General features: G+C 50.3%; 23 protein-coding genes. 10 read left to right on the forward strand and 13 right to left on the reverse strand.

All coding sequences use genetic code 11. The annotated features are described in order from the left end of the window. Nucleotides 1–136 precede the first annotated feature (136 nt). The 5 genes from DDT56_RS01605 to DDT56_RS24540 all read left to right on the forward strand — a co-directional run bounded on the left by DDT56_RS01605 (nucleotide 137) and on the right by DDT56_RS24540 (nucleotide 4022). Nucleotides 137–1375: an ATP-binding protein gene (locus tag DDT56_RS01605; RefSeq protein ID WP_136164754.1), complete on the forward strand. Its 1239-nt coding sequence runs from the start codon at nucleotides 137–139 to the stop codon at nucleotides 1373–1375. A gap of 189 nt (nucleotides 1376–1564) precedes the next feature. Further along, entirely contained in the window at nucleotides 1565–1900 is a 336-nt protein-coding gene (locus DDT56_RS01610) for a helix-turn-helix domain-containing protein (protein ID WP_136164755.1), read from the forward strand. Next, nucleotides 1875–3134, forward strand: coding sequence for a type II toxin-antitoxin system HipA family toxin (locus DDT56_RS01615; protein ID WP_136164756.1), 1260 nt, complete (start codon nucleotides 1875–1877; stop codon nucleotides 3132–3134). Before DDT56_RS01610 ends, DDT56_RS01615 begins: the two co-directional genes overlap by 26 nt. An 81-nt stretch (nucleotides 3135–3215) precedes the next feature. Next, nucleotides 3216–3482, forward strand: a complete 267-nt coding sequence (locus DDT56_RS24535) for a hypothetical protein (RefSeq protein WP_210416954.1) — start codon at nucleotides 3216–3218, stop codon at nucleotides 3480–3482. A gap of 3 nt (nucleotides 3483–3485) precedes the next feature. Then, on the forward strand, nucleotides 3486–4022 hold the full coding sequence (locus tag DDT56_RS24540; protein ID WP_210416955.1) for a hypothetical protein: 537 nt from the start codon (nucleotides 3486–3488) through the stop codon (nucleotides 4020–4022). Here DDT56_RS24540 and lldD read toward each other — a convergent pair. Both lldD and aldA read right to left on the reverse strand, forming a co-directional pair. Continuing rightward, the gene (lldD, locus tag DDT56_RS01625) at nucleotides 3976–5130 is read right to left on the reverse strand and encodes an FMN-dependent L-lactate dehydrogenase LldD (RefSeq protein WP_136164757.1); all 1155 of its coding nucleotides are present in this window, start codon (nucleotides 5128–5130) and stop codon (nucleotides 3976–3978) included. The genes DDT56_RS24540 and lldD overlap by 47 nt on opposite strands. 43 nt (nucleotides 5131–5173) lie before the next feature. Continuing rightward, entirely contained in the window at nucleotides 5174–6613 is a 1440-nt protein-coding gene (aldA, locus tag DDT56_RS01630) for an aldehyde dehydrogenase (protein WP_136164758.1), read from the reverse strand. Between the two features lie 148 nt (nucleotides 6614–6761). On the opposite strand from aldA, the gene DDT56_RS25120 reads away from it, so the two are divergent. The 3 genes from DDT56_RS25120 (at nucleotide 6762) to DDT56_RS01645 (ending at nucleotide 7841) form a co-directional block, all read left to right on the forward strand. After that, complete coding sequence (locus DDT56_RS25120) at nucleotides 6762–6860, forward strand: hypothetical protein (RefSeq protein ID WP_136164759.1); 99 nt, start codon at nucleotides 6762–6764, stop codon at nucleotides 6858–6860. A 123-nt stretch (nucleotides 6861–6983) separates the two neighbouring features. Further along, a complete protein-coding gene (locus DDT56_RS01640) occupies nucleotides 6984–7337 on the forward strand; it encodes a type II toxin-antitoxin system PrlF family antitoxin (protein WP_136164760.1) in 354 nt (117 codons plus the stop codon). 6 nt (nucleotides 7338–7343) lie between these two features. Further along, nucleotides 7344–7841 (forward strand): type II toxin-antitoxin system YhaV family toxin, encoded by a 498-nt coding sequence (locus tag DDT56_RS01645; RefSeq protein WP_136164761.1) that lies wholly within the window; start codon nucleotides 7344–7346, stop codon nucleotides 7839–7841. A gap of 441 nt (nucleotides 7842–8282) precedes the next feature. Here DDT56_RS01645 and DDT56_RS01650 read toward each other — a convergent pair whose 3' ends face one another. The 11 genes from DDT56_RS01650 to rfaD all read right to left on the reverse strand — a co-directional run bounded on the left by DDT56_RS01650 (nucleotide 8283) and on the right by rfaD (nucleotide 20216). Beyond that, entirely contained in the window at nucleotides 8283–9206 is a 924-nt protein-coding gene (locus tag DDT56_RS01650) for a WavQ (RefSeq protein ID WP_136164762.1), read from the reverse strand. Between the two features lie 456 nt (nucleotides 9207–9662). Next, nucleotides 9663–10553, reverse strand: a complete 891-nt coding sequence (locus tag DDT56_RS01655; RefSeq protein ID WP_136164763.1) for a glycosyltransferase family 2 protein — start codon at nucleotides 10551–10553, stop codon at nucleotides 9663–9665. 48 nt (nucleotides 10554–10601) lie between these two features. Continuing rightward, nucleotides 10602–11570, reverse strand: a complete 969-nt coding sequence (locus DDT56_RS01660; protein WP_136164764.1) for an O-fucosyltransferase family protein — start codon at nucleotides 11568–11570, stop codon at nucleotides 10602–10604. Between the two features lie 43 nt (nucleotides 11571–11613). Next, nucleotides 11614–12639 (reverse strand): lipopolysaccharide 3-alpha-galactosyltransferase, encoded by a 1026-nt coding sequence (gene waaO / locus DDT56_RS01665; protein WP_136164765.1) that lies wholly within the window; start codon nucleotides 12637–12639, stop codon nucleotides 11614–11616. A gap of 63 nt (nucleotides 12640–12702) precedes the next feature. Then, nucleotides 12703–13500: a lipopolysaccharide core heptose(I) kinase RfaP gene (rfaP, locus tag DDT56_RS01670; protein WP_136164835.1), complete on the reverse strand. Its 798-nt coding sequence runs from the start codon at nucleotides 13498–13500 to the stop codon at nucleotides 12703–12705. Between the two features lie 9 nt (nucleotides 13501–13509). Beyond that, on the reverse strand, nucleotides 13510–14631 hold the full coding sequence (locus DDT56_RS01675) for a glycosyltransferase family 4 protein (RefSeq protein ID WP_136164766.1): 1122 nt from the start codon (nucleotides 14629–14631) through the stop codon (nucleotides 13510–13512). A 9-nt stretch (nucleotides 14632–14640) separates the two neighbouring features. Then, nucleotides 14641–15723, reverse strand: a complete 1083-nt coding sequence (rfaQ, locus tag DDT56_RS01680) for a lipopolysaccharide core heptosyltransferase RfaQ (RefSeq protein WP_136164767.1) — start codon at nucleotides 15721–15723, stop codon at nucleotides 14641–14643. A gap of 220 nt (nucleotides 15724–15943) precedes the next feature. Then, nucleotides 15944–17197 (reverse strand): O-antigen ligase family protein, encoded by a 1254-nt coding sequence (locus tag DDT56_RS01685; RefSeq protein WP_136164768.1) that lies wholly within the window; start codon nucleotides 17195–17197, stop codon nucleotides 15944–15946. Between the two features lie 28 nt (nucleotides 17198–17225). After that, nucleotides 17226–18209: a lipopolysaccharide heptosyltransferase RfaC gene (gene rfaC / locus DDT56_RS01690; protein WP_136164769.1), complete on the reverse strand. Its 984-nt coding sequence runs from the start codon at nucleotides 18207–18209 to the stop codon at nucleotides 17226–17228. Then, a complete protein-coding gene (gene rfaF / locus DDT56_RS01695; protein WP_136164770.1) occupies nucleotides 18206–19258 on the reverse strand; it encodes an ADP-heptose--LPS heptosyltransferase RfaF in 1053 nt (350 codons plus the stop codon). The genes rfaC and rfaF overlap by 4 nt, the downstream gene beginning before the upstream one ends. Nucleotides 19259–19283: 25 nt before the next feature. Continuing rightward, nucleotides 19284–20216, reverse strand: coding sequence for an ADP-glyceromanno-heptose 6-epimerase (rfaD, locus tag DDT56_RS01700; RefSeq protein WP_136164771.1), 933 nt, complete (start codon nucleotides 20214–20216; stop codon nucleotides 19284–19286). A 258-nt stretch (nucleotides 20217–20474) separates the two neighbouring features. On the opposite strand from rfaD, the gene DDT56_RS01705 reads away from it, so the two are divergent. Next, nucleotides 20475–21671: a glycine C-acetyltransferase gene (locus DDT56_RS01705; RefSeq protein WP_136164772.1), complete on the forward strand. Its 1197-nt coding sequence runs from the start codon at nucleotides 20475–20477 to the stop codon at nucleotides 21669–21671. A 10-nt stretch (nucleotides 21672–21681) separates the two neighbouring features. After that, nucleotides 21682–22707 (forward strand): L-threonine 3-dehydrogenase, encoded by a 1026-nt coding sequence (gene tdh, locus DDT56_RS01710; RefSeq protein ID WP_136164836.1) that lies wholly within the window; start codon nucleotides 21682–21684, stop codon nucleotides 22705–22707. The last annotated feature ends 28 nt before the right edge of the window (nucleotides 22708–22735 follow it).

Consider the following 22735-nt stretch of genomic DNA (forward strand, 5'->3'; position numbering starts at 1 on the left):
GATGGTTAAGTTTGCAATCAGACGATAGTAAAGTTTACAATCAGACGGTAATTAAGTTTGCAATTAGACGCTAGTCAGGTTTGCGCTTGAACCGAACGCTCGTATCCAGAATTTTTGGTAATTTTAAGAAGGCTAAATGACGAACAATTTTCCAAGATACCTAAAACGGGAAGTGGAGCTAGCGTTATCAGATACGCCGGTTGTTTGTCTTTTAGGGTCTCGTCAGGTAGGGAAAACGACTCTCGCTCAAGAGCTGGATCCGAGTCGAGAATACATCACATTTGATGACGCTTCAGTTTTGCTGGCGGCGAAGAATGATCCAATGGGTTTTGTTTATTCGCTACCGGAATATGTCACCTTGGATGAAGTTCAGCGCGTGCCCGAGTTATTGATAGCAATTAAGGCGGATGTTGATCAAAACCGCAAAGCAGGCCGTTTTCTTTTAACCGGGTCGGCAAATCTATTATTACTACCTAATGCTCAGGATTCTTTGGCCGGGCGCATGGAAGTCATTTATTTGCAACCCCTGTCCGAGCAGGAAAAGCATCGCTGCGATCGGTCACTGCTGGAAATGATTATTTCCAATGCGATTAAGCCTGCTGTGAAAGGAAATATTGCCCCTATTGAGGATGTAGTGAAGGCGATCATTACCGGGGGATATCCAGAAGTTACGCTGCGGGAAGGACGACGAGCCCGGCGCTGGTTTGAACAATATCTGGATGCCGTCATACAAAGAGATGTTCGTGATATTGCAAAAATTCGGGATGCGGATGAACTGGCGGCGTTAATGAAGCTTCTTGCATTGCGTACGGGTAATTTATTGAATGTGAATAATGTTTCCCGGGATTTGCAACTCAGCCGCCAGACTATTGATAAATACCTCACTCTCCTGGAACGGCTTTTCCTGATTAGGCGTTTACCGGCATGGCATAAAAATGGCGCCAATCGATTAGTAAAAACACCCAAGGTCTATGTCATTGATTCAGGAATGGCGAGTTATCTTTGCGGTCAGTCCCGCGAGCAATGGAGCAATCCTAATGGTAAATTTGGGCCTATACTGGAAAGCTTTGTTGTCCAGCAACTTATTTGCCAGGCGGGATGGGTAAATAGCGAATTAAAATTTTCCCACTATCGCGACAAAGACCAGGTTGAAGTTGATTTGGTCATTGAACAGGGCGATGGCGTGTGGGGCGTAGAGGTAAAAAAATCCGCAACTTTTCAGGAAAAGGATGCTGCTGGTTTACGCCGTCTGGCCGACGCGGCGAGGAGCAACTGGAGAGGGGGCGTTTTGTTCTATACCGGTAACAACTGCTTTTCTTTAAAAAATATACCGAACGCTTTTGCTGTTCCTGTCCATTGGCTTTGGGCGCGGTAGCGTAAGCGTCACCGGCTCCCTACGTCAGCAATTTCGTGTGGCCTCAACCGATCCCTTTATTCTGTTTATACAACTTTAACGTTGTCATGTTTTATAGAAACAATGGATGTGTTGTACTGTGGTCAATTTACAACTATTATGTTGTTTGTGGATAAGGAAACAATGAATATATTGTTTAAGGTGCGGGATATGAACAAGGTAAGTGCGATCGCTCAGGTGCTGTCTCAACGCCGTAAGGCACTGGGTATGGAGCAAAAAGACATGTATATGCGTATAGGGATGAAACAACAACAATATCAACGAATTGAAGCGGGAAGTGATGTAAAGCTATCTACTTTGTTGCGTGTGTTGGAGGGGTTGAACCTGCAATTATCGATCACGCCCATTGAGGCGGGAGAATCGCTTCAACCGCCCGACAGTTCAGTGAGCAAGACTGCTGACATGCTGGAGGATGATTCAGATGACTTGCAGTTCTGGTTCGGTTCTGAGGATAAGCGACATGGCCAAACAGACGGAAAAAGTTGAAGGGCTAAGCGTTAACCTGCACGGTATCCAGGTTGGCGTCATTGCCCACTATTCCGGGGGGAGGAATATTCTTAGTTTTTCCCCCGATTATCTTGCAATGCCTGAGACTATGCGACCAACATTGACGCTCAGGCAACTGCTGGATTCGAGTTATCTCAGTAAGTCGCAGGTGCGTTCCGAAAAGATCCCTCCCGTACTTTCTAATTTACTTCCTGAGGGAATGCTGCGCGAGTGGGTCGCCCATACCCTGCAATGTCATGTCAGTAATGAGTTTCCGCTGTTAGCGTATTTAGGGATGAACCTGCCCGGCGCCATTGTCGCAAAACCTATCCGGGCAGGAGAGATGCCATCATGGGCTTTGCAATACCGTCTTAATGTTGAGCCATTGCAAATTGATGTGAAACATGCCGACAGCAAATTTTCGCTGGCGGGTGTGCAGATGAAATTCTCGTCGTCCAGAGTCGATGGCCGTTACCACATTGATAAAGAAATATCAGATGATATGTGGATTATCAAGACGCCCTCAACGGTGCATAAGGGGGTTCCTATTAACGAATATACCTGCATGAAGTTAGCGGAAGTAGCAGGGGCAGAGATACCGGAAATACGTCTGATTAAACTTAAGGAACTGGATGGATTACCCAGTATTCGCCTGCCTGATGAGACATTCGCTTACGGTATTAAGCGTTTTGATCGTAGCGCTGAAGGCAGAGTACACAGTGAAGACTTTGCTCAAGTATTTGGTCTGTACCCGGCAGGTAAATATCAGAAAGTGAATTATGAACAATTAGGGCAAACCCTGTATCGCGCAAGTCGCGATCGCCTGACCGATATTCAACAAATGGCGAGACGCTTGTTGCTAAATATCTTGCTGGGCAATGGTGATGCCCATCTCAAAAATTGGACGCTTATTTATGCAGATAAGCGCTTCCCACGCCTTGCGCCGCTGTATGATGTGGTATTTACTGCGCCGTATATTGAGCATGACCGTCTGGCGCTTAATATGGTTAATACCAAGCAATGGAGTGACATGACCATGCGGCGTTTTGAATTATGGGCAAATAAAGCGGGGGTGCCATGGGTCGCCATAAAACCGCATTTATTGGATGTAATGGAAAAGGCGAGAACGCTATGGCCCGAGCAATTAACGACTCTGCCCATGTTAGACGAACATAAAATCGCACTGCAAATACATTGGCAAAATCTGCATAACGATTTCCGTATTAAATGTTGATACATCAAGTGAAAGCACATGCCAAAGGTATACAAGGCTTCTGTCATCAATAAAAACCAAATGGATAATGACGAGTGAATAATGGGTGAATATCAATACCATCGATTTGAGCGTCAGGATGGCGTTTTGTCACCCGAGCAACGACGTCAGCTACGGACTGACTCAAGCCGAGCCGAGATCGACTCGAGGGCCTTTACGGTTTATTACCATTATGGCGATTTAAATGCAGACCCCGACGAGCTGATGATGAAGTATTTTGATATCGGTTTTTATTACGTCAATTGGGGGCAGGTGATTGCCTATCTGAATTACCCCTTGGCACGTTGCCACAGGAATTTATGGCGATAGACGATGACGTCATGGTTTCCCTTACAGAAGATAAAGACTATCAGCTATTTACGTTTTCTCTGGATGAAGATGAACGCTATCGAGAGGACGCGAAGCGGTCAGAGCCTTGAGCATGTTATTGACATCCTTGCCCTCGCACATACGGTTTTTGCGGCGCGGACAATGCACTGGGACAGCGCAATTAAATGTGCGGAGCAAGGGCATGCAAGTGCGTATAACCAGGCAACCTCTATTCTGCAAGAATTATTTGATGCTTACCAAACTAATGAAGCCTTAGCGGCGTTTATTTCTCCCTACCAGAGTTTTATCGAGCAACATAAAAAACGCAAGGCGCTGATCGGACGGCTGGAGTCGCTAACTCAAAAGGTAGTGGGGGGAAGCCTTAACCCTGCGCACATCTCGCACTTGGTTAAACTTTTTGGAACCAACAACTTTGGCACTGACCGAATGGCGACGCTCACTACAGAAATGGCGCCGGCGCGCCCATATTCGTTTAGCGAACGCCCGGTAATGCGCCGTACGCCAGCGAGTCCGTGCTGATTTCGGCGATGGATTTGGCGCCGGTCAACGTCATCGCCACGCGCATCTCTTTTTCGATCAGATTTAGCAGGTTAACCACGCCCGCCTCGCCCGCGGCCGCCAGCGCATAGACAAAGGCGCGACCCAGCAGCACGCCGTCCGCGCCCAGCGCAATCATGCGCACTACGTCCAGCCCGGTACGAATGCCGGAATCCGCCAGAATGGTGATATCGCCTTTTACCGCGTCGGCGATCGCCGGTAAGGTGTGCGCCGTAGACAATACGCCGTCGAGCTGGCGGCCGCCATGGTTGGAAACTACAATGCCATCCGCGCCGAATTTCACCGCCTCTCTGGCATCTTCCGGGTCGAGAATGCCTTTGATGATCATCGGGCCGGTCCAGAATTCACGGATCCACGCCAAATCTTGCCACGAAATGGAGGGATCGAAGTTCGCTCCCAGCCAGCCGATATAATCTTCCAGCGTCGTCGGTTTACCGCGATAGGCGGAGACGTTGCCGAGATCGTGCGGTTTGCCGTTCAGGCCGACGTCCCACGCCCACTGCGGATGCGTCATCGCCTGCAACAAACGGCGGGCCGATGCATTCGGGCCGCTCATCCCGGAATGCGCATCGCGATAACGCGCTCCCGGAACCGGCATATCCACGGTAAAGACCAGCGTTTTTACGCCCGCCGCCTGCGCGCGCTCAAGCGCGTTGCGCATAAAACCGCGATCTTTCAAAACGTAAAGCTGAAACCACATGGGGCGGTCGATGGCGGGCGCCACTTCCTCGATGGGACAGACCGAGACGGTGGATAGGGTAAACGGAATGCCTTTTTGCGCCGCCGCGCGCGCGGCCTGCACTTCTCCGCGTCGGGCATACATGCCGGTCAGACCCACGGGGGCCAGCGCCACCGGCATCGACAGCTTTTCGCCGAATAACTGCGTCTCCAGACTCAGCTCGGACATGTTTTTCAGGATGCGCTGGCGCAGCGCGATATCGGCCAGATCGGCGGTATTGCGCCTGAGGGTATGCTCGTTATACGCGCCGCCGTCAATGTAATGGAACAGAAACGGCGGCAGCCTGCGCTGCGCCGCCGCGCGGTAGTCCGTTGAAGCGGAAATGATCATCGTGGTTTCTCATTATCTTTTTCTTGGGTTAACGAAATAGCCTTTAGTGGAATTGTAGATAAGCCACGTGCGTTTGCAGATATTCCTGCAAGCCGTGTTTGCCGTCGGCGCCGCCGACGCCCGATTTACGCCACCCCGCATGGAAGCCCTGCATCGCCTCGAAATTCTCGCGATTGATATAGGTTTCGCCGAATTTCAATTGCTTCAGCGCCTGCATCGCGGTGTTGATATTTTGCGTATAGATCGACGACGTCAGGCCGTATTCGCTATCGTTGGCCATGGCGATGGCCTCTTCCAGCGTGGCGAACGTCGCTACCGGCAGCACCGGGCCGAACACCTCTTCATGCATAATCGGCATATCCTGTTTAACGTCCACCAGCAGCGTCGGCGGGTAAAAATAACCGGTGCCGCCTGCGCGCTGGCCGCCGAGCAACACTTTCGCCCCCTGCGATACGGCTTTCGCCACTTTGTCCTCCACCCGCTGCAACGCCGCCGCGCTGATCAACGGCCCCATATCCAGCTCTTTTTGCTCCGCGGTATTGCCAAAGGTCACTTGCTTCATCGCTTCGCTAAGACGGGAGATAAATTCGGGGTACACCCCTTGCTGCACATAAACGCGTTCCGCGCAGTTGCACACCTGCCCGCTGTTGATGACGCGGGAGCTGACAATGGCCTTCACCGCCAGATCCAGATCGGCGTCATTCATCACGATAGCCGGCGCTTTGCCGCCCAGTTCCAGCGACACCTTGGTGACGTTCTGCGCTGCGGCGGTCATGGTGGCGATACCGGCGGCGACGCTGCCGGTCAGACTGACCATGCCGACCTTCGGGTTGGCGGCCAGCTCTTGTCCTACGGTGGGGCCGAAGCCGGTGACGATGTTCAGCACCCCCTTGGGCAAACCGATGTTATGAACGATCTCGGCGAAAATTATCGCGTTGTTGGGCGTGATTTCGCTGGGCTTGATAACGATGGTGTTGCCGGTGATCAGCGCCGGCGCGGCCTTGCGGGCGATCAGAAAGAACGGAAAATTCCACGGCAGAATACCGGTGGTGACGCCAATAGCTTTGCGGAACACAAAAATGTTCTCGTTCGGGCGGTCGCTCTGGATGATTTCCCCTTCGTAACGACGCGCCCATTCCGCCATATAATCCAGATAATCGGCGGTGAACAACACTTCGGTCTGCGCCAGCGCGTGGGTTTTTCCGCCTTCGGCGATAATGGTGTCCGTCAGTTCGGCGGCACGCGCGCGGATGCCGTCGGCAATTTTATGCAGCCAGACGCCGCGCTCTACCGCCGGCAATGCTTCCCAGCCGGGCTGGGCGATTTCGGCGGCGTCAATGGCTCTTTTTGCATCTTCCGCCGCGCCTTCCGGAATCTGCGAAATCACCTGCTCGGTCGCCGGATTCACCACGTCAATCCACTTCCCGCTGCGGTTTTCGACAAATTCACCGTTGATGTACATACGTTTCTGAATGGTGGTCATGTAAGGAATCTCCAAAGTCTGGATAGCGATGATGAATAAATTGTTAATAAATTAGTTCATTTTTGTAAGATTTCAGCATCCTGCACTCTCCAGCAGACTTTTACCTTTGCGTGGTTGCCACTTGGCGTCGGGAAATGGCAAAAATTTCATGGTCGCCCCGTTTGATGTAACATTTTTGCAAAATTTCGCGGCAGAGAGGGGGGGAGGGATACTTGGCGGCAGCCCATTCCTGGTGGCAATATCATAGGGTTAGCGAGGGATAAACTCCCTATTTCTCGTGGGATATAGTCTGTGCGGTGGGAGATAATGCATTTGCATTGGCAATGAAAGTGCATTACTTTAAACGGCAGATAGCGGAGGAGACAATATTATGGCTGCACTAACTGAACTTAAACCGGTTGATATTTGCGAATCAAAAATCACGGAGCGTGGGCAGACCACCATTCCGGCAACGATCCTGCGTACCCTGAATTTAAAAAAAGGCGTGGACCGTATTCAGTACCGCGTATTGCCGAACGGCGATGTATTGATTCCCCGTAAAAACGACGACGAGGCCGACCCCGTTATTGGTCGTTTTCTTGAATTCCTCGCTCGTGATATCGCGGCCAATCCGGCCACATCGCTTCAGCCGTTATCTGCTGAACTGGTGGATCGCATCGGTGGACTTGTCGCCGGTGTGGAATGGGGAGATCTGGATTCACCATTATCGGATGATGAGGATTGATAATGTATGGACGGGAAAACATATAATATCAACGGATGGTATGTTCTGGCGCACCCGCTGTTTATTCGACAGTTGGAGGAATTGACGAAGGAGGTTGAAAAATTAAAGGCGGAAAGCCTGGATAGCTATAAGAATAAGAAAGCGACTAAACGTCTTGCCGCCATCTGGCACCTGATTATGAACGTCATTACCGTCGATCCCGCCAATTCCGCGTTTCGACAAGGCGATACGTTGGGCGCTGAATACAAGCACTGGTTTCGCGCCAAATTTTATCAACAATACCGCCTCTTTTTTCGCTACGATTCCGGCAGCAGGATTATCATTCTCGCCTGGGTTAACGATGTTCAAAGCCTGCGCGCATATGGCGCAAAAACTGACGCATACAGAGTATTCAACAATATGCTCGAAAGCGGCCATCCGCCGGATGACTGGGAGCGGCTACTTGCTGAATGTGGGGATCAGGGGAATTTCAGCCAGTTAATGATGCAATCGAAAGATATCTGAATGTGTGTAATCTTGATTCTTACCGAAAATATGTGAACAGCGTGGCGGAAGAGCCAACGTACGGGCGACTCATGTTGTACATGGCTGCCATTGCAGAGATGTGTTTTACCCCGATAATTAGGACGTTTTACTATCATTGGAAAAAGCAACCGGAAAGCCCAACCTGTATGCGTCAGTCTCCGTCTATCCTGCGCGGTATGGTAAAAGAACGTGGAAGTGTGTTGAGCTCAATTCAAGTAATATTGCGCCAGTTCTTGGGAAATTTTACCGTAAATAGATATACAGTAAGTTTGGAAAATCAGGCTATGGTAGGCCGCAATTTATGTGGCGGAAGATAGGTATAGCGTTAGGGTACTATTTTCCGTTCACTAATGGACGATCAAAAAGGGCAGTGATCGATAACAGAGACAAGAACTGATGAACAACGTTTGTACCAATTAGTTACTTAAGGTTGAAGTATTGAATTATTTCGTTCAAGCAATTTTCAACATTACGTTGAGACTTGTTATGTTCGCTAATAACATGCTCTAAAACCTTATGTTTAGTTTTGAGAGCCCATTCTCTCTGCTCTTCGCTCAGACCATAGGCAATACCATATCTGTCTTCAAGGTTAGGATACCAATCATCAATGCTTGTTTTTTCATCGGGTATTACAATTGATTCACATCCAGATAATACTGCGAATATAGAATAAGCCGTGTAATCGTCATAACAAATGAACCTTTTTGATCTTCTAAATATATCAGCAATTTCTCGATGTTCAAGTCCATCTAGCGGTACAGATTGTTCATTATGAATAAATTTTTTATTATTCCCTTTTCTTATCATATGACATGATACTATATCCCTTTCAATTTTATCATTGCAATTTACAGTGTTATAAATATCAATGGGATAATATATTACTTTCATTTCATTTTTTGATAAAACGGAGCCGGGATAATTAAATTCATCAATGGCGGAATTAAATTTGAAATATAATTCACCTTCTGAGTAGTTTATTTTTTGAGTATGAAATCCTGGTTGGTGTAATAACCAGCGGACTACGTTTTTTATTTCTAAAGGATTGTTGTCTACAGTTTCAGGATATATGACAACACTATCGGAAGGATATTTATATTTATTCCAAATAGGAGTTTTCCAACTGATGTTGGTTTTGTATTTTTTTGAAGTCGGTTTTTCTGCGTCTGATGATAATGTTTTTACTATATCTCTCAAAGATGCGAAGCTACGTTTTTTCGATGAATGTTTTACAAGATACGCTTCGCAACCATCGATATGATTTAGTATGTGGCATAATCTATGAAGTACAATTGAACCACCGTTATTAATATCATAACTTGGTGAATAAACTAAAATTATCATTCTCTAGTTTTCTCTATTAGTGATAACTTATTAATAACTCATAATTTATTCTGGCAAATAAATATCCATATTTCTGTAATTATCGAAGATGCTTGATTTATCGCAGTAAGGAAATCATATTCATCTCCCATGAAAGTTATGACTCAAATGCTTTGTAGTGATATTTTTAAGGTAAGCTCCGAGCATTTTTCCATGTAATCAAAATGAGTGATAGAAACAAACAGTTTTCGTACCTGTTGTTTAATATGCATTAGCTGATCGATATTATGATGTTCAATTCACTGGGAAAAGATCATGTCCCGCAGGGATTTCTCTGTCCAATTTTTAGTCCCCTGTCATCAGTGGAAAAAGGCCTATATGGAAAGTTTTTCTGGAGCGATCATCAGTGTGGGGTGAAATACATATACAACAGTTTATGGCACGGCGAGCTTTTATTAGAATAATACTTATGAGCTATTAACAATAATTCGTCGGTTTTATATTCTTATCTATTTTGAATTCTGACCTTGGGTGCCGGCCTGCAAACGTGCATTTTAATATCTTGATTGTACTGGAATAACTGCATCTTGACTCAAAAATGAATTTAATTGCATGGAAATAATTTTTTATTATGCTGCTTTTGTTTTTCCATATGATTCTTCTTAATACCAGAGCATAACCATGTTCCAGTTTTGAGGACTCTTTCATCAACCTGAATTCGCCATGCCCGGAGAGATTGTGTAATATTTTCCCGATGCATTTACCTTTGATAAAATCAAAGTATTTTAAATTCATAAGAAAACTTTGATCGGCCAAATAGAATGCAAATCTTTCATCAAAAATAAATCCAAACTCTTTTATTGCTTTCTGGCACAATGAGGATGATATTGATAAACCTGAGCCACAGGTCAATATGCTATTAGCATTAAAGTCGCCTGGAGGTACTTGTTTTTTGGATGGATAGTAAATTGGACCGTCAAGCTGGTTATTATCATTCTCAAGGTAGACTTCGGGACATATCAGTTCATAGTCCTTATTGGTATATATATTAGAAAAAAAATCGGGCGCTATACTGGTGTCTTGATCGAGAACAACAAAGAAGTCATGTGTTTTTTCCGAAAAAAAATGATTATAGATCTTGCTGAGGGATATATTTCGGATGTCCTGGTAGATAGATGATGATATGCCATATTGGCGGCATTTTTCCATGTAGTTATTTATATCATCTTGCTCTAGAAACTCGGGGCCATTGTTCCATATGGTAATAGTTAAGTTAATATGGGACAAATCTGCTTGAAATATTGCTTTAATGGTATCAGATTGTAAAATTCGAGATTTGTATATAACAACGATAGCGTTTATAAACATATTAATATCTTTTTTAGTTATTAATGGTTCTTTAGTTGAGGCAGTTTGTTAGCGGATTTTATTCACTGACGGGATGATTTTTTTATCCAGAACTAATATTTTTCCAGGGATATTATATAGATATCTGTGATTTTTATCTGACAAACCACGACACACTCTGGTAATACTCGATAGTAAAGTAAACGTTGATATATTAGTTCCAATAAAAATATCTTTATGCACTGCAATTTCAAAATCAACCACTGAAGCTTCCAGCGAATTTTTTGGATGCATCGCTTCTCCCGCAGAGGATTTTTTTTCTTTCAAACGGAATGAGAACTCTTCCTGTGCTAGATTCACTATTTCCTCAAAAGAGCAAGTAATCGCGCTTTTATCATAAGTAACATACATTGTACCGATGTCTGGTAACGTGTTTTTTATCTTGTTGAAAATGTTTCTGCATCGTTCCAGTGGTGATGGTGCCACGGTAGAGGATCTATTTTCCCAGGAGTCTTCTATACCCAACGGCCAGTCACTTTCAATTCTTAACTGACATACGGCATCATAGGGTTCCGACTGTGCAATAAAATAATTAATTTTCTTTTCCATCTCGGCAGACGGGATTAAATATTTAAAAAAATCTATAATTAGTTCTCTATATTTATAATCTTCATTATCAATGAATTCATTGATAATGGCTTCACCTTTGAAAAAAAGATCGCTCGGGTTGCATCGCTTTGATGCAAAACGGAAGAGGTGATAGTTCCTGACTTTTACATTATATTTTCTCAGAAAAATGAAAAATGAATCACGGTCAAAAATATCAAATATAGGGATGTTACGTTGAAAATTTTTGTAAATTAAAGAATAGTATATTTTTTTTGATAAGATGGAAGTTTCTTTTTTGGCAAGAAAATTTATGAAGTAAGGTAAAGTGATAGAAGATTGCTGTTCAATGGCTTCTATAATCAATGCCAGAAGAATCATCTTTTGATTGTTTAGTCCACCCCCTGTTCTTTTAAGAAACAACGTGGTCATAAGTATTTCTCCATTGTGCGATCTTGGATCCTGAGTAAAAAAATTAATGTATTGTTTTCTTTATTAAATATTTAATGAAATAAAAAATACCATAATATGTTTTCCCCTGATAAAAATAATGTTTCGCGCAATATTTAAAATTGCTGACAGTTATCGGTTTTATCAGTGGTTCGTCCCGCCAGGGAGAGTGTTTTTTGGCTTGCATAAAATAATGGGTGCTGGGATAGGCTGCGGCCCACCCATGCCATGGTTTTGTCGGTCCGATATAATGGATGAATATAGTGCTGCTTTTTATCCTAGAAGAGTAACTTTTTTCTTTGTTTTTTGTTAATTCATAGTTAATACTAAACTGTTGGTTGTAATCCTCGCTCAGGAAAATCGTTTTCCCAACGAAGAGCAAATTTAATATATCTTGATCCAGGTATGATATTTTTTTCCTGATATCATCTCTGGATAGTAAATTCATAGCATTTTCACTAATGTTTTCTTGGTTCCATTGGATCAGGTTTATGAGCAAGAATCCAGCATTAAAATAACCCGATTTTATTCTCTCATCGCCTAAAGCTAAAGATCTTTCATTCCACCATTGGCTATCTCTTTCTGCGACAACTGCTGCAAAATTGGTATCTAGCGGATAATTACTTAATGCGCTTAAACTTCCTTTACAGACTATGTCCGCGTCAAGGTAGAGTATCCTGGTTATATCAGGATAAAGATAATCAGCAATAATAAATCTAAAGTAGGTTGCATAAGACCAGTTTTTGGTACTAGGTAATTTTTTTAATTCATCACAGTTAATAATATATATTATAATCTCGGTATTATATTTTTTTGCAAGTTCTTTAAATTTTTCAACATCATCATCTTCAAAATAATCAGTAAAAACATGGAAAACGAAATTCATGTTTTTATTTTTGAGCAATATTGAGGAGATAGATATGGCACAACCAAAAAGAAAGTTTTTGTCAATTCCATATGCAATATTTAATGTGGGTAATTCACCATTTTTATTATGTGATTCATCAATATTAATCTTTTTTAAAATAACATCTTTTCTATTAAAATACATGATGTTCTCGTGAAGTTATTAATTAAATAAGGTAAGTGCTCGCATTATTTAGTGTATGGAAGATTATAATGATTTTCTTTGGGTTCTACGTTTTATCTTCTCTGCTTTAATTTTTGCTTCACCGAGCAAGGCCTTTTCACTTTCCAATATCTTGTTTAACGGTTGATTAAAATAAACTTTTAGAAAATAAAAAATATCCGTTTTCGTCAGCCCAATATCAAGCGATGAAAAATACAGACCGATCAGGTCTTTATTTCGCCAGCGGGTAGGGACTTTTTCCCTTATTTGCGCGCGGTGCAAATCAATTACCGATATTTTCAGCTCATCGCTGCCCGGCGTATAGGGCAGGTGAAGCAAGAAATGGCAGATATAGCAATCCCGGTGGTTAACGCCGGCGGCGTGCATCTTGCGCACCATCTCCGCCACCCGGCGGATAATCGCTCTTTTTTCCCGCGGCAGCGGGCGGCGGCGCGGCCACTCGGCGCAGTAATCTTCCAGGCTGATCGCCGGGTTAAGATCTTCCGTAATAATAAAGGAGTGGCGGCGCAACGGGTTTAATCCGCGCTGACCAAAACCTACGCCGCGCATAGTATCCACGCCCACCTCGGCCAGACGGTGGATGGCATGCCACTCGCGGTCGGCGCCCAATACCGGCAGCCTGAGCGAAATCAGGTTCTTAAGCGCCTCTTTCAGCGTGGTGCCGCGGTGTATTTTGATAAAATACGACTGGCCGTCCAGGGTGAAACGCAGGGTGCGTCGGCTTTCAAGCGCCCGAAATATATCGCCGTCGAGTTTGTCGACTTCTTTAAAGGGATCTCTGTTTTTCCATAAAGAAGCGAAAGGTGGTTTTAATTCAATCATACGGCTCATTTACTCATCGTCGCCTGAAATCAGCATGGCTGCTTTCTGCGGCAAACTGTATAAATCTTCGCTATCGGCGAAATGGCGGGCATTGTGCGCCCAGTTCCGTAAGCTTTCCGGCTGGCTCAGCGCGTCCCGCAGGGCGTCGTTCAGGGCTTCCTGACGGTAAGGCGAGGGGATGACGCGCCCCGCCTGCGCCTTGTCGATATAGAAAGCGTAGCCGCACACCTCGGTAACCATCACCGGTAATCCGGCGGTAATCGCTTCCAGCAGTACGATGCCGGCGGCTTCCTGATAAGCCGGATGCATCAGCAGGTCGGCGGCGGCCATAAAGTCCGCGATATCATCGCGCCCAGAGAAAAAGCGTACATTTTCCCCAATGCCCGACTGGGCGGCCAGCGACTGGTAGCGCTCGGGTTTATCCTGTCCGACAACCAGGAACACCACGCGCCGGCGGAGTTCCTCCGGCAGGCTGGCGACGGCCCGGATGCTGCGCTCCACGCCTTTGCGTTTAAAATCGGAACCGACCTGGAGCAGGACGACGGCGTTTTCGTCAATGCCTTGCGCGCGGCGGAATGTCTGGCGGGCGTCGGGCGCCCGGCGATCGTATTTGCGGTCGAGAGCGATGCCCGGCGGCAGAATAAAGAAGCGTTCGTCCTGCGTGGCGTAATGCTTTTTAAAATCCGCAATCTGGCGCTGGGTCAGCATCAGCATTTTGGTGTGGCCGGCGCGTTCGAATACCGCTTGCTCAAACGCGGCGTAGTGGCGGTAGCGCGGCGTCAGGCGGTAGAGCCACCCCTTTTCCTGCGCCACCTTTTCCGCATAGCACACGTCGGCCGCATAGTAGAAATCCAACCCCGGCATTTTATTAAAGCCCACCACGCGATCGACCGGATGCTGCTGCAAATGGCGCCGTACCCACTCGGCATAGCGGCGGTTGCGGGTATGGTTGCTGATGCCGGATGCGGGCACCAGAATAATCTCCAGGTTATTCGGTTTTTCGCCTTGCCATGACAAAACATAAACGCGGACGCGGTGTCCCTGCGTGACGCAGGCCTGGGCAATGCTGTAAAAGTCGCGCTGTAGTCCGCCGAAAGGAAAATACTTATACAGGCAGATGGCAATATTCATGGCGATTCCTTATTTCCCGCCGGCGAGAGGCGGGCGGCTGCCGCGGTCGGCAAACAGGCTCTCCGCCGCCTGGATCACGTCCTGAGCGGGGATGCAGGAGAGGTACTTGCGGCTTCTGTCGAGATGCCGTCGCTCCGGCATGGCCTGATAATTTCCCGCCCAGATAACGATGCTGTTATCCGACCAGGGACGCCATTTTTTATGGTCGGTAGGACCAAACAGGCATACGGCGGGGGTATTTAACGCCGCCGCCATATGCATCGGCGCCGAATCCACGCCGATATAAAGCACCGCTTTGTCGATTAACGCGGCCAGTTCCAGAAAGCTGGTTTTGCCGGCGAGGGTGATATCCGGCTTATGGCTGCATTGGGCGTGAATATCGCGCACCATATCGAGATCGTCCGACGACGGGCCGCAGGTCAGTACGACTTCCCATCCCTTTTCTTTCAGATGATCAATAACCTGGGCAAACTTGTCGTTATCCCAGCATTTGAATAGCTGTCTTGCCGTCGGCTGAATCACCACGTAGGGCTGATCCAGCAGCTGCGGATGCGCAGCGAAAATGCGCTCCGCCTCTTCGACGCCGTAAGCAAGGGTCATGCATTCTTTCCGCTGTGCCGCCGGCAGGCCCAACGGCGCCAGCATCGAGCGATTTTGCTCGATAATATGCTCGCCCTGCGGGCGCACGCATTCGCTGAACAGCGAACGCCACCATTTCCCTTTCAGGCTATCGCCGCGGTCTAGGGCGATGCTGCGGCTTGCCAGCGATTTGATTAACAGCGCGACGGGCCATTGGTCGGCCAGATTGACGATAAGATCGTAATGGTTACGCCTGAGCGTTTTTCGTATCGCAATGAATTCTTTTATTTTTTCCGACAAACTCGCCGTTTTTCTTTTTAAGCCGTAGAGATGATGGATATGCGGATTTTTCGACAGTATGGGGCGAGTGTCTTCGTACAGCAGAACATCGATCTTCGCAGCGGGATAATGGGCTTTCAGCGTGCTGATAAGCGGCGTGGTAAGCAGCATATCGCCGTGAAAGCGCAGTTTCACAACCAGAATCCGATGATAGGGAAGGGCTTTTTGACTCACTCGCTTTCCTTACTTTCCTTAAATAACAGAACGCTACCGCCCCTGGCTCAACAGCTACCAATGGACTGCGGGTCATGTTCCGGATTTTCACAAGGTTATTCGGGCACGAGATCGACGTGCCATTTTAGCCGCTATGGTACTAAAAGCCGCTATGCTCTCACAGCGATAATTAAGATTATCCCCGTCATCTTAAGCGGGCTCCGCCCGCTGATTTCCGCCGCTAGCGTTGCAGCCATCTGCCGGTCAACGTGGTGCCGAGGCAGAAGGCCATAAGCCAGGCCATAAGCATATCGCGCGAATAGAGGATCACGTCGCTGAGCCCGTACATTATCAGGGCGAAAAGGAGCGCGGCCGAGAGGTGGCTGCGTAGAATGAAAAACGAGAAATAGAGCAGCGCCGCGTATAGCATCACCAGGATCAGCGCGCCGGGCAAACCTTTGAGTGAGAAAGCGTCGATCACTTCGTTGTGCAGGTGGACGTTCAGGAAGATTACCGCGCCGCTTAGCTGAGGCTTTTGCTCCGCGAGCGCAGTAATACGCGCTGAACGCTGTTCGGCGGATTGCCCAAGCAGGGCCTCTTCCCCCGTCTCAATACCTGATTGGTACATGGCGATGCGCGCGCCTACCGATGTCTTGCTGTTATTCATGCTGTAACTGCGTATGTCGTTCAGCAGGTCATTGGTTCGTTTGTTAATCGTGTCGTGAAACAGCAGCGAACACAGCAGAATGGTCATCACCGAACCCAGAAAGGCTTTGATAAACAGTTTTTTATCATGGCGCACTTCGGATAGCAGGATCATGACGCCGACGATCGGATAGACAAAAATGGCCGCCCGCGTTTCGGTCAGGATGATCGCAATGGTCACCAGCAGGAAATGCGCCAGATAGAGATAATATTTATAGCGCGAGTTGAGCGTTAACAGCGCCTGCGCGCTCAGCGCGCCGATAAAGGTGATGAAATAGGCGGCGCTGGTCGCCGGACCGAAAATCAGGCTTACCCGGTGTATGCCGCTGAAAGCCGACTGATAAAAGGCATAGCCCAGCGTCAGGGCGCAGATCGCCATAATGCAGGGGAACTGAAATCTTTGCTTCTCCCGGGCGATATGCAGCGTGGTCAGCAGGATAAATGCCCCCAGAATGCAGGCGTGGGCGGAGGTTTGATAAGCGTCGTAAACCGCGGGAAAGGCGGTGTCCGGCTGATAGTATTGCTGGTGCCAGACCAGGTTGCTCAGGCCGAGAGCCAGTAAACACAGCGGGATCGCCAGCAGCCGTTTGGCCGCCAGAATGGTTTTCAGGTGCGTCATGACGTAAAAAACCGCCAGCGATCCCGTCAGGTAGAACACCCAGCCGGCGACGATGGTGCTGAACGGCATAATAGCTAACGTCAGTAAACAGCCGGGGAAAATAACGTTGGGGGCGAGGGCCGCGCTTATGCCGGAAGATCTGGTCAGATCATAGTCTACATTATTGATCATCTATTTATTCAACAAGGGGAGAGCGGGATTACTCGCCTGATGGGGTTAAGTCTATCATTTGATCCAGTTTTTGCCGGACTTCCCCGGCGCTAATCGCCGCCATTTGCCGATTTTCAGACAGTTCCGCCACCTGATTCAACCCATACCCGCCAATCAGCCCCGGATCGGTGGGGCCGTACAGGGTGATATTGGGGCGGTCCAGCGCCGCGGTCAGGTGACTTAACCCGGTATCGACGGAAACCACCGCTCGCGCGCCGGCCAGAACCTCCGCCACCTGCTGTAGCGTTAAACGCGGCAACACCTCGACGTGGGAAAATCCAGCCGCCAGACGCAAAGCGCGCTGATGTTCATGCTCCGCGCCCCAGGGCAGTTTGATTCGCAGCCCGCTGGGTTCGAGCAGAGAAATCAGCTCGCGCCAGTGAGATTCCGGCCAGTGTTTTTCATCGCGGGTGGTGGCGTGCAGAAAAACCAGGTACTGATTGGCGTCCGCGGGCAGTTGGTCGAGAAAGCGCGCGGCAATCGCGTAATCGCCGCGTTCGGCCGGCTTTTTATAGTGCAGGCTGGCCGCGAAGAGTTCCCGTACCCGTTCAACCGCGTGTTGCCGGCGGTCGACGTGGTGGCGGTAGTTATAGAACCAGCTCGCCAGCGGCTCGCGGGCGCTGCGGTAATCCAGCCCGTGTTTTTTCCCGCGCGCCAGACGAGTGACCAGCGCGGCGCTTTTTATCAGCCCCTGCGCGTCGATCACCGCGTCATAGCGGTATTCGCGCAGTTGCCGCTTGAACTGGGCGCGTTCCCGGCGCGTTTTCGCGCTGAACCAGCTTTTTCTCCAGCGGCGGATAGCCACCGGGAGCACACGCGACACCGCCGGGTGCCAGCCGGGGATCTGGGCGAACCCCTCTTCCACCACCCAGTCGAACTCAATGCCGGGCAAGGCGAGCATAGCGTCCGTCAGCGCCGGTAACGTGTGAAGCACGTCGCCCATTGAGGACGTTTTGATAATCAGCACCCTCATGGGTTTTCTCCCGCGGCCGGCAGATATTTTTCCAGCGCGCTGAGAACGCTGTCGGGCTGAATATCGATCAGGCTTTGGTGGTATCCCTGTTCCGCATCGCCTTTGCGCACCCGGTGATAACCGCTAATCAGGCGAATCACCTGCGCCTGATGCGACAAGGGAGGGGTAAAGTCCGGGCTGCTGGGGCCGTAAAGGGCGACCAGCGGACGATCGAGCGCGGCGGCGACGTGCATTAATCCCGAGTCATTGCTGACCACGGCATGGCAGGCGGCAATCAGCACCACCGCCTGTTCCAGCGAGGTCTTCCCGGCCAGATTGGCGCAATGGCGCCGCGCCTCTTCCGTCAGCGCCTGAAGAATGTCCTCTCCCGCCGGGTGGTCCTTGGCGGAGCCGAACAGGGCGACCTGATAGCCTCTTGCAATCAGCGATTGCGCCAGCGCGGCATAATGATAGTGCGGCCAGCGTTTGGCGGGGCCGAATTCCGCGCCGGGGCAGAAGCCAATCAGCGGACGGGCATCGTTCAGGCCGAAGGTTTGCCGCATCGCGGCGATTTCTTCAGAGGCGACCTGCAGCCGGGGCCATAGCAGCGGCTGCGGCAGATCCTGGGCGCTATGAATACGGTTGCCGTCGTAGGCCAGAGCGACGTAGCGCTGCACCATCAGCGGAAAGGCGGATTTATCCAGCACGCGGATATCATTCAGCAGGCCGTAGCGCATTTCTCCGCGCCAGCCGGTCCGTTGCGCAACCTTGGCGAAAAAGGGCACCAGCGCGGATTTAAACGAGTTGGGCAACACATAGGCGCGATCGTAACGGGCGGCGCGCAGCGCGACCCCCAGACGGCGACGCTCGCCCAACGCCAGCGCGCCGTGGCCCAACGGCATGGCCAGCGCCTGATTGACCTCCGGCATGCGCGCCAGCAAAGGACGGCACCAGGCGGGCGCCATCACGTCAATGACCGCTTGCGGGTGTTGCGCCTTAAGCGTGCGATACAGGCTGTGCGACATCATCATATCGCCTACCCAGGAAGGGCCGATGACCAGGATTTTCATACCGCTTATCTACTTCCTTGTCCGCTTAAACGGTACGGTTCAGCCAGGCCATGTATTCGGCAACGCCCTCGGCGACGGTTTTAAACGGTTTATCGTAACCCGCGGCGCGCAGTTTGGTCAGATCCGCCTGGGTATAGGCCTGATAACGGCCCTTCAGCTTGGCGGGGAATTCGATGTATTCCACGCTGCCTGTTTTATGGAACGCCAGCGTGGCGTCGGCGACGGCCTGGAATGATTCAGCCCGGCCGGTGCCGCAGTTGAAAATACCGGAGACCCCTTTTTGCCAGAACCACAGGTTGACGGCGGCGACGTCGGCGACGTAGATAAAGTCCCGTTTGAAGTTTTCGCTGCCGGAGAACAGTTTCGGGTTTTCGCCCAGCTTGATCTGGCTGTTCAGGTGGAAGGCGACGCTCGCCATACTGCCTTTGTGCCCTTCGCGCGGTCCGTAGACGTTGAAGTAGCGGAACCCGCAAATCTGTGACTCGGCCTGCGGCAGGATCTCGCGTACGTACTGGTCGAACAGGAATTTGGAGTAGCCGTAGACATTCAGCGGCTGCTCATACTGACGCTCTTCGACGAAGTTATCGTCACGCCCGCCATAGGTGGCGGCGGAGGAGGCGTACAGGAACGGGATGTTGCGATCGAGACAGTAGTGCAGCAGGTCTTTGGAGTATTGATAGTTATTGTCCATCATATACTTGCCGTCCCACTCGGTGGTTGACGAGCAGGCCCCTTCATGGAAGACGGCGTCAATATCGCCCAGGTCGTCGCCGGCGATGATACTGGCGATGAAATCCTCTTTATCCATATAGTCGGTGATATCCAGATCCACCAGATTGACGAATTTCGTCCCGTCTTTCAGGTTATCGACAACCAGAATATCCCGATAGCCAATGTCATTGAGTGCTTTTACGATATTGCTGCCGATAAAGCCGGCGCCGCCAGTAACGATAATCATGGGATCTACCCTTGTTAATCTTGCCGGTGAGGCACCGCGCCTCACCCTATGTATATGACCGTTATAATAGCATTTCATTTTACCGCAAGCAGCCCGGCGTTTGCGCTATCCGCCAATTGCGCATCTGTGACCGGCATCAGACAATGTGCGGCGGGTCGTGACGCAGATTGCATTTTCAGACTCTTTACCGCTCATTTCCGGCGGCTTCCGCTAGCTTATTAAAGGTTACGGACACGCTTTTAACCGGAGAAAATCGCTATGCCCGCCGCCTTTTATCAACAGCTCGCCGCGCAGATTATGGCCGCCCGCCGGGAGGGGCTTTTCAAGGAAGAGCGGCTGATTACCTCCCCGCAGCAGGCGGAAATCGCCGTGGCGGACCGGGATAAGCTGCTGAATTTCTGCGCCAACAACTATCTCGGGCTGGCCGACGACGCGCAGGTGATAGCGGCGGCGAAAGCGGGGTTGGACCGCCATGGCTTCGGCATGGCGTCGGTGCGCTTTATCTGCGGCACGCAGGATATTCACAAACTGCTGGAGCAGCAGTTGGCGGACTTTCTGGGCACGGATGACGCGATTCTGTACTCCTCCTGCTTTGACGCCAACGGCGGCCTGTTTGAAACGCTGCTGGGTCCGGAGGACGCCATCCTGTCCGATGCGTTGAATCACGCGTCGATCATCGACGGCATCCGGCTCTCCAAAGCCCGGCGCTACCGCTATGCCAACAACGATATGAATCAGCTGGAGGCGCAGCTGCAGCAGGCCAGAGCCGAGGGGGCGCGCCATGTGCTGATCGCCACCGACGGCGTCTTTTCGATGGACGGGGTGATCGCCAATTTGGCGGGAATCTGCGATCTGGCCGATCGCTACGATGCGCTGGTGATGGTGGATGACTCCCACGCCGTCGGTTTCGTCGGGGAGCGGGGGAGGGGCACGCACGAATATTGCGGCGTGATGGAACGGGTCGACATTATTACCGGGACGTTGGGCAAAGCCCTGGGGGGCGCCTCCGGCGGCTATACCGCCGGGCGGCGCGAGGTGATCGACTGGCTGCGCCAGCGCTCGCGTCCTTACCTTTTCTCCAATTCGCTGGCCCCGTCGATCGTCACCGCCTCGCTCAAGGTGCTTGAAATTCTGGCGCAGGGGGATGAGCTGCGTCAGCGGCTGTGGGCCAATGCCCGCCAGTTCCGCGAGCAGATGACCAGTGCGGGCTTTACCCTGGCCGGGGCCGACCACGCCATTATTCCCGTGATGCTCGGCGACGCGCAGCTGGCGCAGGACTTTGCCCAGGCGTTGCAGCGCGAGGGGATCTACGTGACGGGATTCTTTTACCCGGTGGTGCCCGGCGGACAGGCGCGCATCCGCACCCAGATGTCCGCCGCGCATACGCCGCAACAGGTTCAGCGGGCTGTCGATGCCTTTATCCGGGTGGGGCGGCGCCTGGGGGTGATTGCCTGAGAGAGTGATGATGAAAGCACTGGCGAAATTACGCGCTGAACCGGGGATCTGGATGATCGATGCGTCGCGGCCGGCGCTGGGCCATAACGACGTAATGATCAAAATCCGTAAGAGCGCTATCTGCGGCACCGACGTCCACATCTATAACTGGGATGGATGGTCGCGGAAAACCATTCCGGTTCCGATGGTCGTCGGGCATGAGTACGTCGGCGAAATCGTGGCTATCGGTCAGGAAGTCAGCGGATTCAGCATCGGCGACCGCGTGTCCGGCGAAGGGCATATTACCTGCGGATACTGCCGCAATTGCCGCGCCGGGCGCCGTCATTTGTGCCGCAATACCCTTGGCGTCGGCGTCAATCGCCCCGGCTCGTTTGCCGAATATCTGGTTATTCCCGCCGATAACGCCTTCCGCATTCCCGACACTATTTCCGACGAACTGGCCGCCATCTTCGATCCGTTCGGCAATGCGGTGCATACCGCGTTATCGTTTGATTTGGTCGGCGAAGACGTGCTGATCGCCGGCGCCGGGCCGATTGGCATTATGGCGGCGGCGGTGTGCCGCCACGTGGGCGCCCGCCATGTGGTGATTACCGATGTGAACGATTACCGGCTGGAGCTTGCCGGTAAAATGGGGGTAACGCGGACGGTCAACGTGGCGCGCGAAAACCTGGCCGCGGTGATGATTGAGCTGGGAATGTCCGAAGGTTTTGATATCGGGCTGGAAATGTCGGGCGCGCCGGACGCGTTTCGCGCCATGCTGAAGTCGATGAATCACGGCGGCCGTATCGCCATGCTGGGCATACCCCCGCGGCCGATGGCGATCGACTGGGGCGAGGTGATTTTTAAAGGATTGTTTATCAAGGGCATCTATGGGCGGGAGATGTTTGAAACCTGGTACAAAATGTCGGCGCTGCTGCAGTCCGGCCTGGATCTGTCGCCGATCGTCACCCACCGCTTTTCCATTGATGATTTTCAACAGGGGTTCGACGCCATGCGCTCCGGCCTGGCGGGTAAAGTGATTCTTGACTGGGGGTGAGAGCGCCGGCGGATATGAGCTATCCGAG

The organism is Brenneria corticis (assembly GCF_003115855.1).
Classification (GTDB): domain Bacteria; phylum Pseudomonadota; class Gammaproteobacteria; order Enterobacterales; family Enterobacteriaceae; genus Brenneria; species Brenneria corticis.

What these genes read in the sequence shown, in the direction of transcription:
- DDT56_RS01610 (WP_136164755.1), top strand. Translation starts at nt 1,565, where the DNA reads ATGAACAAGGTAAGTGCGATCGCTCAGGTGCTGTCTCAACGCCGTAAG.
- tdh (WP_136164836.1), top strand. Translation starts at nt 21,682, where the DNA reads ATGAAAGCACTGGCGAAATTACGCGCTGAACCGGGGATCTGGATGATC.
- DDT56_RS24535 (WP_210416954.1), top strand. Translation starts at nt 3,216, where the DNA reads ATGGGTGAATATCAATACCATCGATTTGAGCGTCAGGATGGCGTTTTG.
- DDT56_RS01615 (WP_136164756.1), top strand. Translation starts at nt 1,875, where the DNA reads ATGGCCAAACAGACGGAAAAAGTTGAAGGGCTAAGCGTTAACCTGCAC.
- rfaP (WP_136164835.1), bottom strand. Translation starts at nt 13,500, where the DNA reads ATGATTGAATTAAAACCACCTTTCGCTTCTTTATGGAAAAACAGAGAT.
- lldD (WP_136164757.1), bottom strand. Translation starts at nt 5,130, where the DNA reads ATGATCATTTCCGCTTCAACGGACTACCGCGCGGCGGCGCAGCGCAGG.
- rfaC (WP_136164769.1), bottom strand. Translation starts at nt 18,209, where the DNA reads ATGAGGGTGCTGATTATCAAAACGTCCTCAATGGGCGACGTGCTTCAC.
- DDT56_RS01645 (WP_136164761.1), top strand. Translation starts at nt 7,344, where the DNA reads ATGGACGGGAAAACATATAATATCAACGGATGGTATGTTCTGGCGCAC.
- aldA (WP_136164758.1), bottom strand. Translation starts at nt 6,613, where the DNA reads ATGACCACCATTCAGAAACGTATGTACATCAACGGTGAATTTGTCGAA.
- rfaD (WP_136164771.1), bottom strand. Translation starts at nt 20,216, where the DNA reads ATGATTATCGTTACTGGCGGCGCCGGCTTTATCGGCAGCAATATCGTA.
- DDT56_RS25120 (WP_136164759.1), top strand. Translation starts at nt 6,762, where the DNA reads ATGGTCGCCCCGTTTGATGTAACATTTTTGCAAAATTTCGCGGCAGAG.
- rfaF (WP_136164770.1), bottom strand. Translation starts at nt 19,258, where the DNA reads ATGAAAATCCTGGTCATCGGCCCTTCCTGGGTAGGCGATATGATGATG.
- DDT56_RS01605 (WP_136164754.1), top strand. Translation starts at nt 137, where the DNA reads ATGACGAACAATTTTCCAAGATACCTAAAACGGGAAGTGGAGCTAGCG.
- DDT56_RS01640 (WP_136164760.1), top strand. Translation starts at nt 6,984, where the DNA reads ATGGCTGCACTAACTGAACTTAAACCGGTTGATATTTGCGAATCAAAA.
- DDT56_RS01660 (WP_136164764.1), bottom strand. Translation starts at nt 11,570, where the DNA reads ATGACCACGTTGTTTCTTAAAAGAACAGGGGGTGGACTAAACAATCAA.
- DDT56_RS01650 (WP_136164762.1), bottom strand. Translation starts at nt 9,206, where the DNA reads ATGATAATTTTAGTTTATTCACCAAGTTATGATATTAATAACGGTGGT.
- DDT56_RS01655 (WP_136164763.1), bottom strand. Translation starts at nt 10,553, where the DNA reads ATGTTTATAAACGCTATCGTTGTTATATACAAATCTCGAATTTTACAA.
- DDT56_RS01685 (WP_136164768.1), bottom strand. Translation starts at nt 17,197, where the DNA reads ATGATCAATAATGTAGACTATGATCTGACCAGATCTTCCGGCATAAGC.
- DDT56_RS01675 (WP_136164766.1), bottom strand. Translation starts at nt 14,631, where the DNA reads ATGAATATTGCCATCTGCCTGTATAAGTATTTTCCTTTCGGCGGACTA.
- DDT56_RS24540 (WP_210416955.1), top strand. Translation starts at nt 3,486, where the DNA reads ATGACGTCATGGTTTCCCTTACAGAAGATAAAGACTATCAGCTATTTA.
- waaO (WP_136164765.1), bottom strand. Translation starts at nt 12,639, where the DNA reads ATGTATTTTAATAGAAAAGATGTTATTTTAAAAAAGATTAATATTGAT.
- DDT56_RS01705 (WP_136164772.1), top strand. Translation starts at nt 20,475, where the DNA reads ATGCCCGCCGCCTTTTATCAACAGCTCGCCGCGCAGATTATGGCCGCC.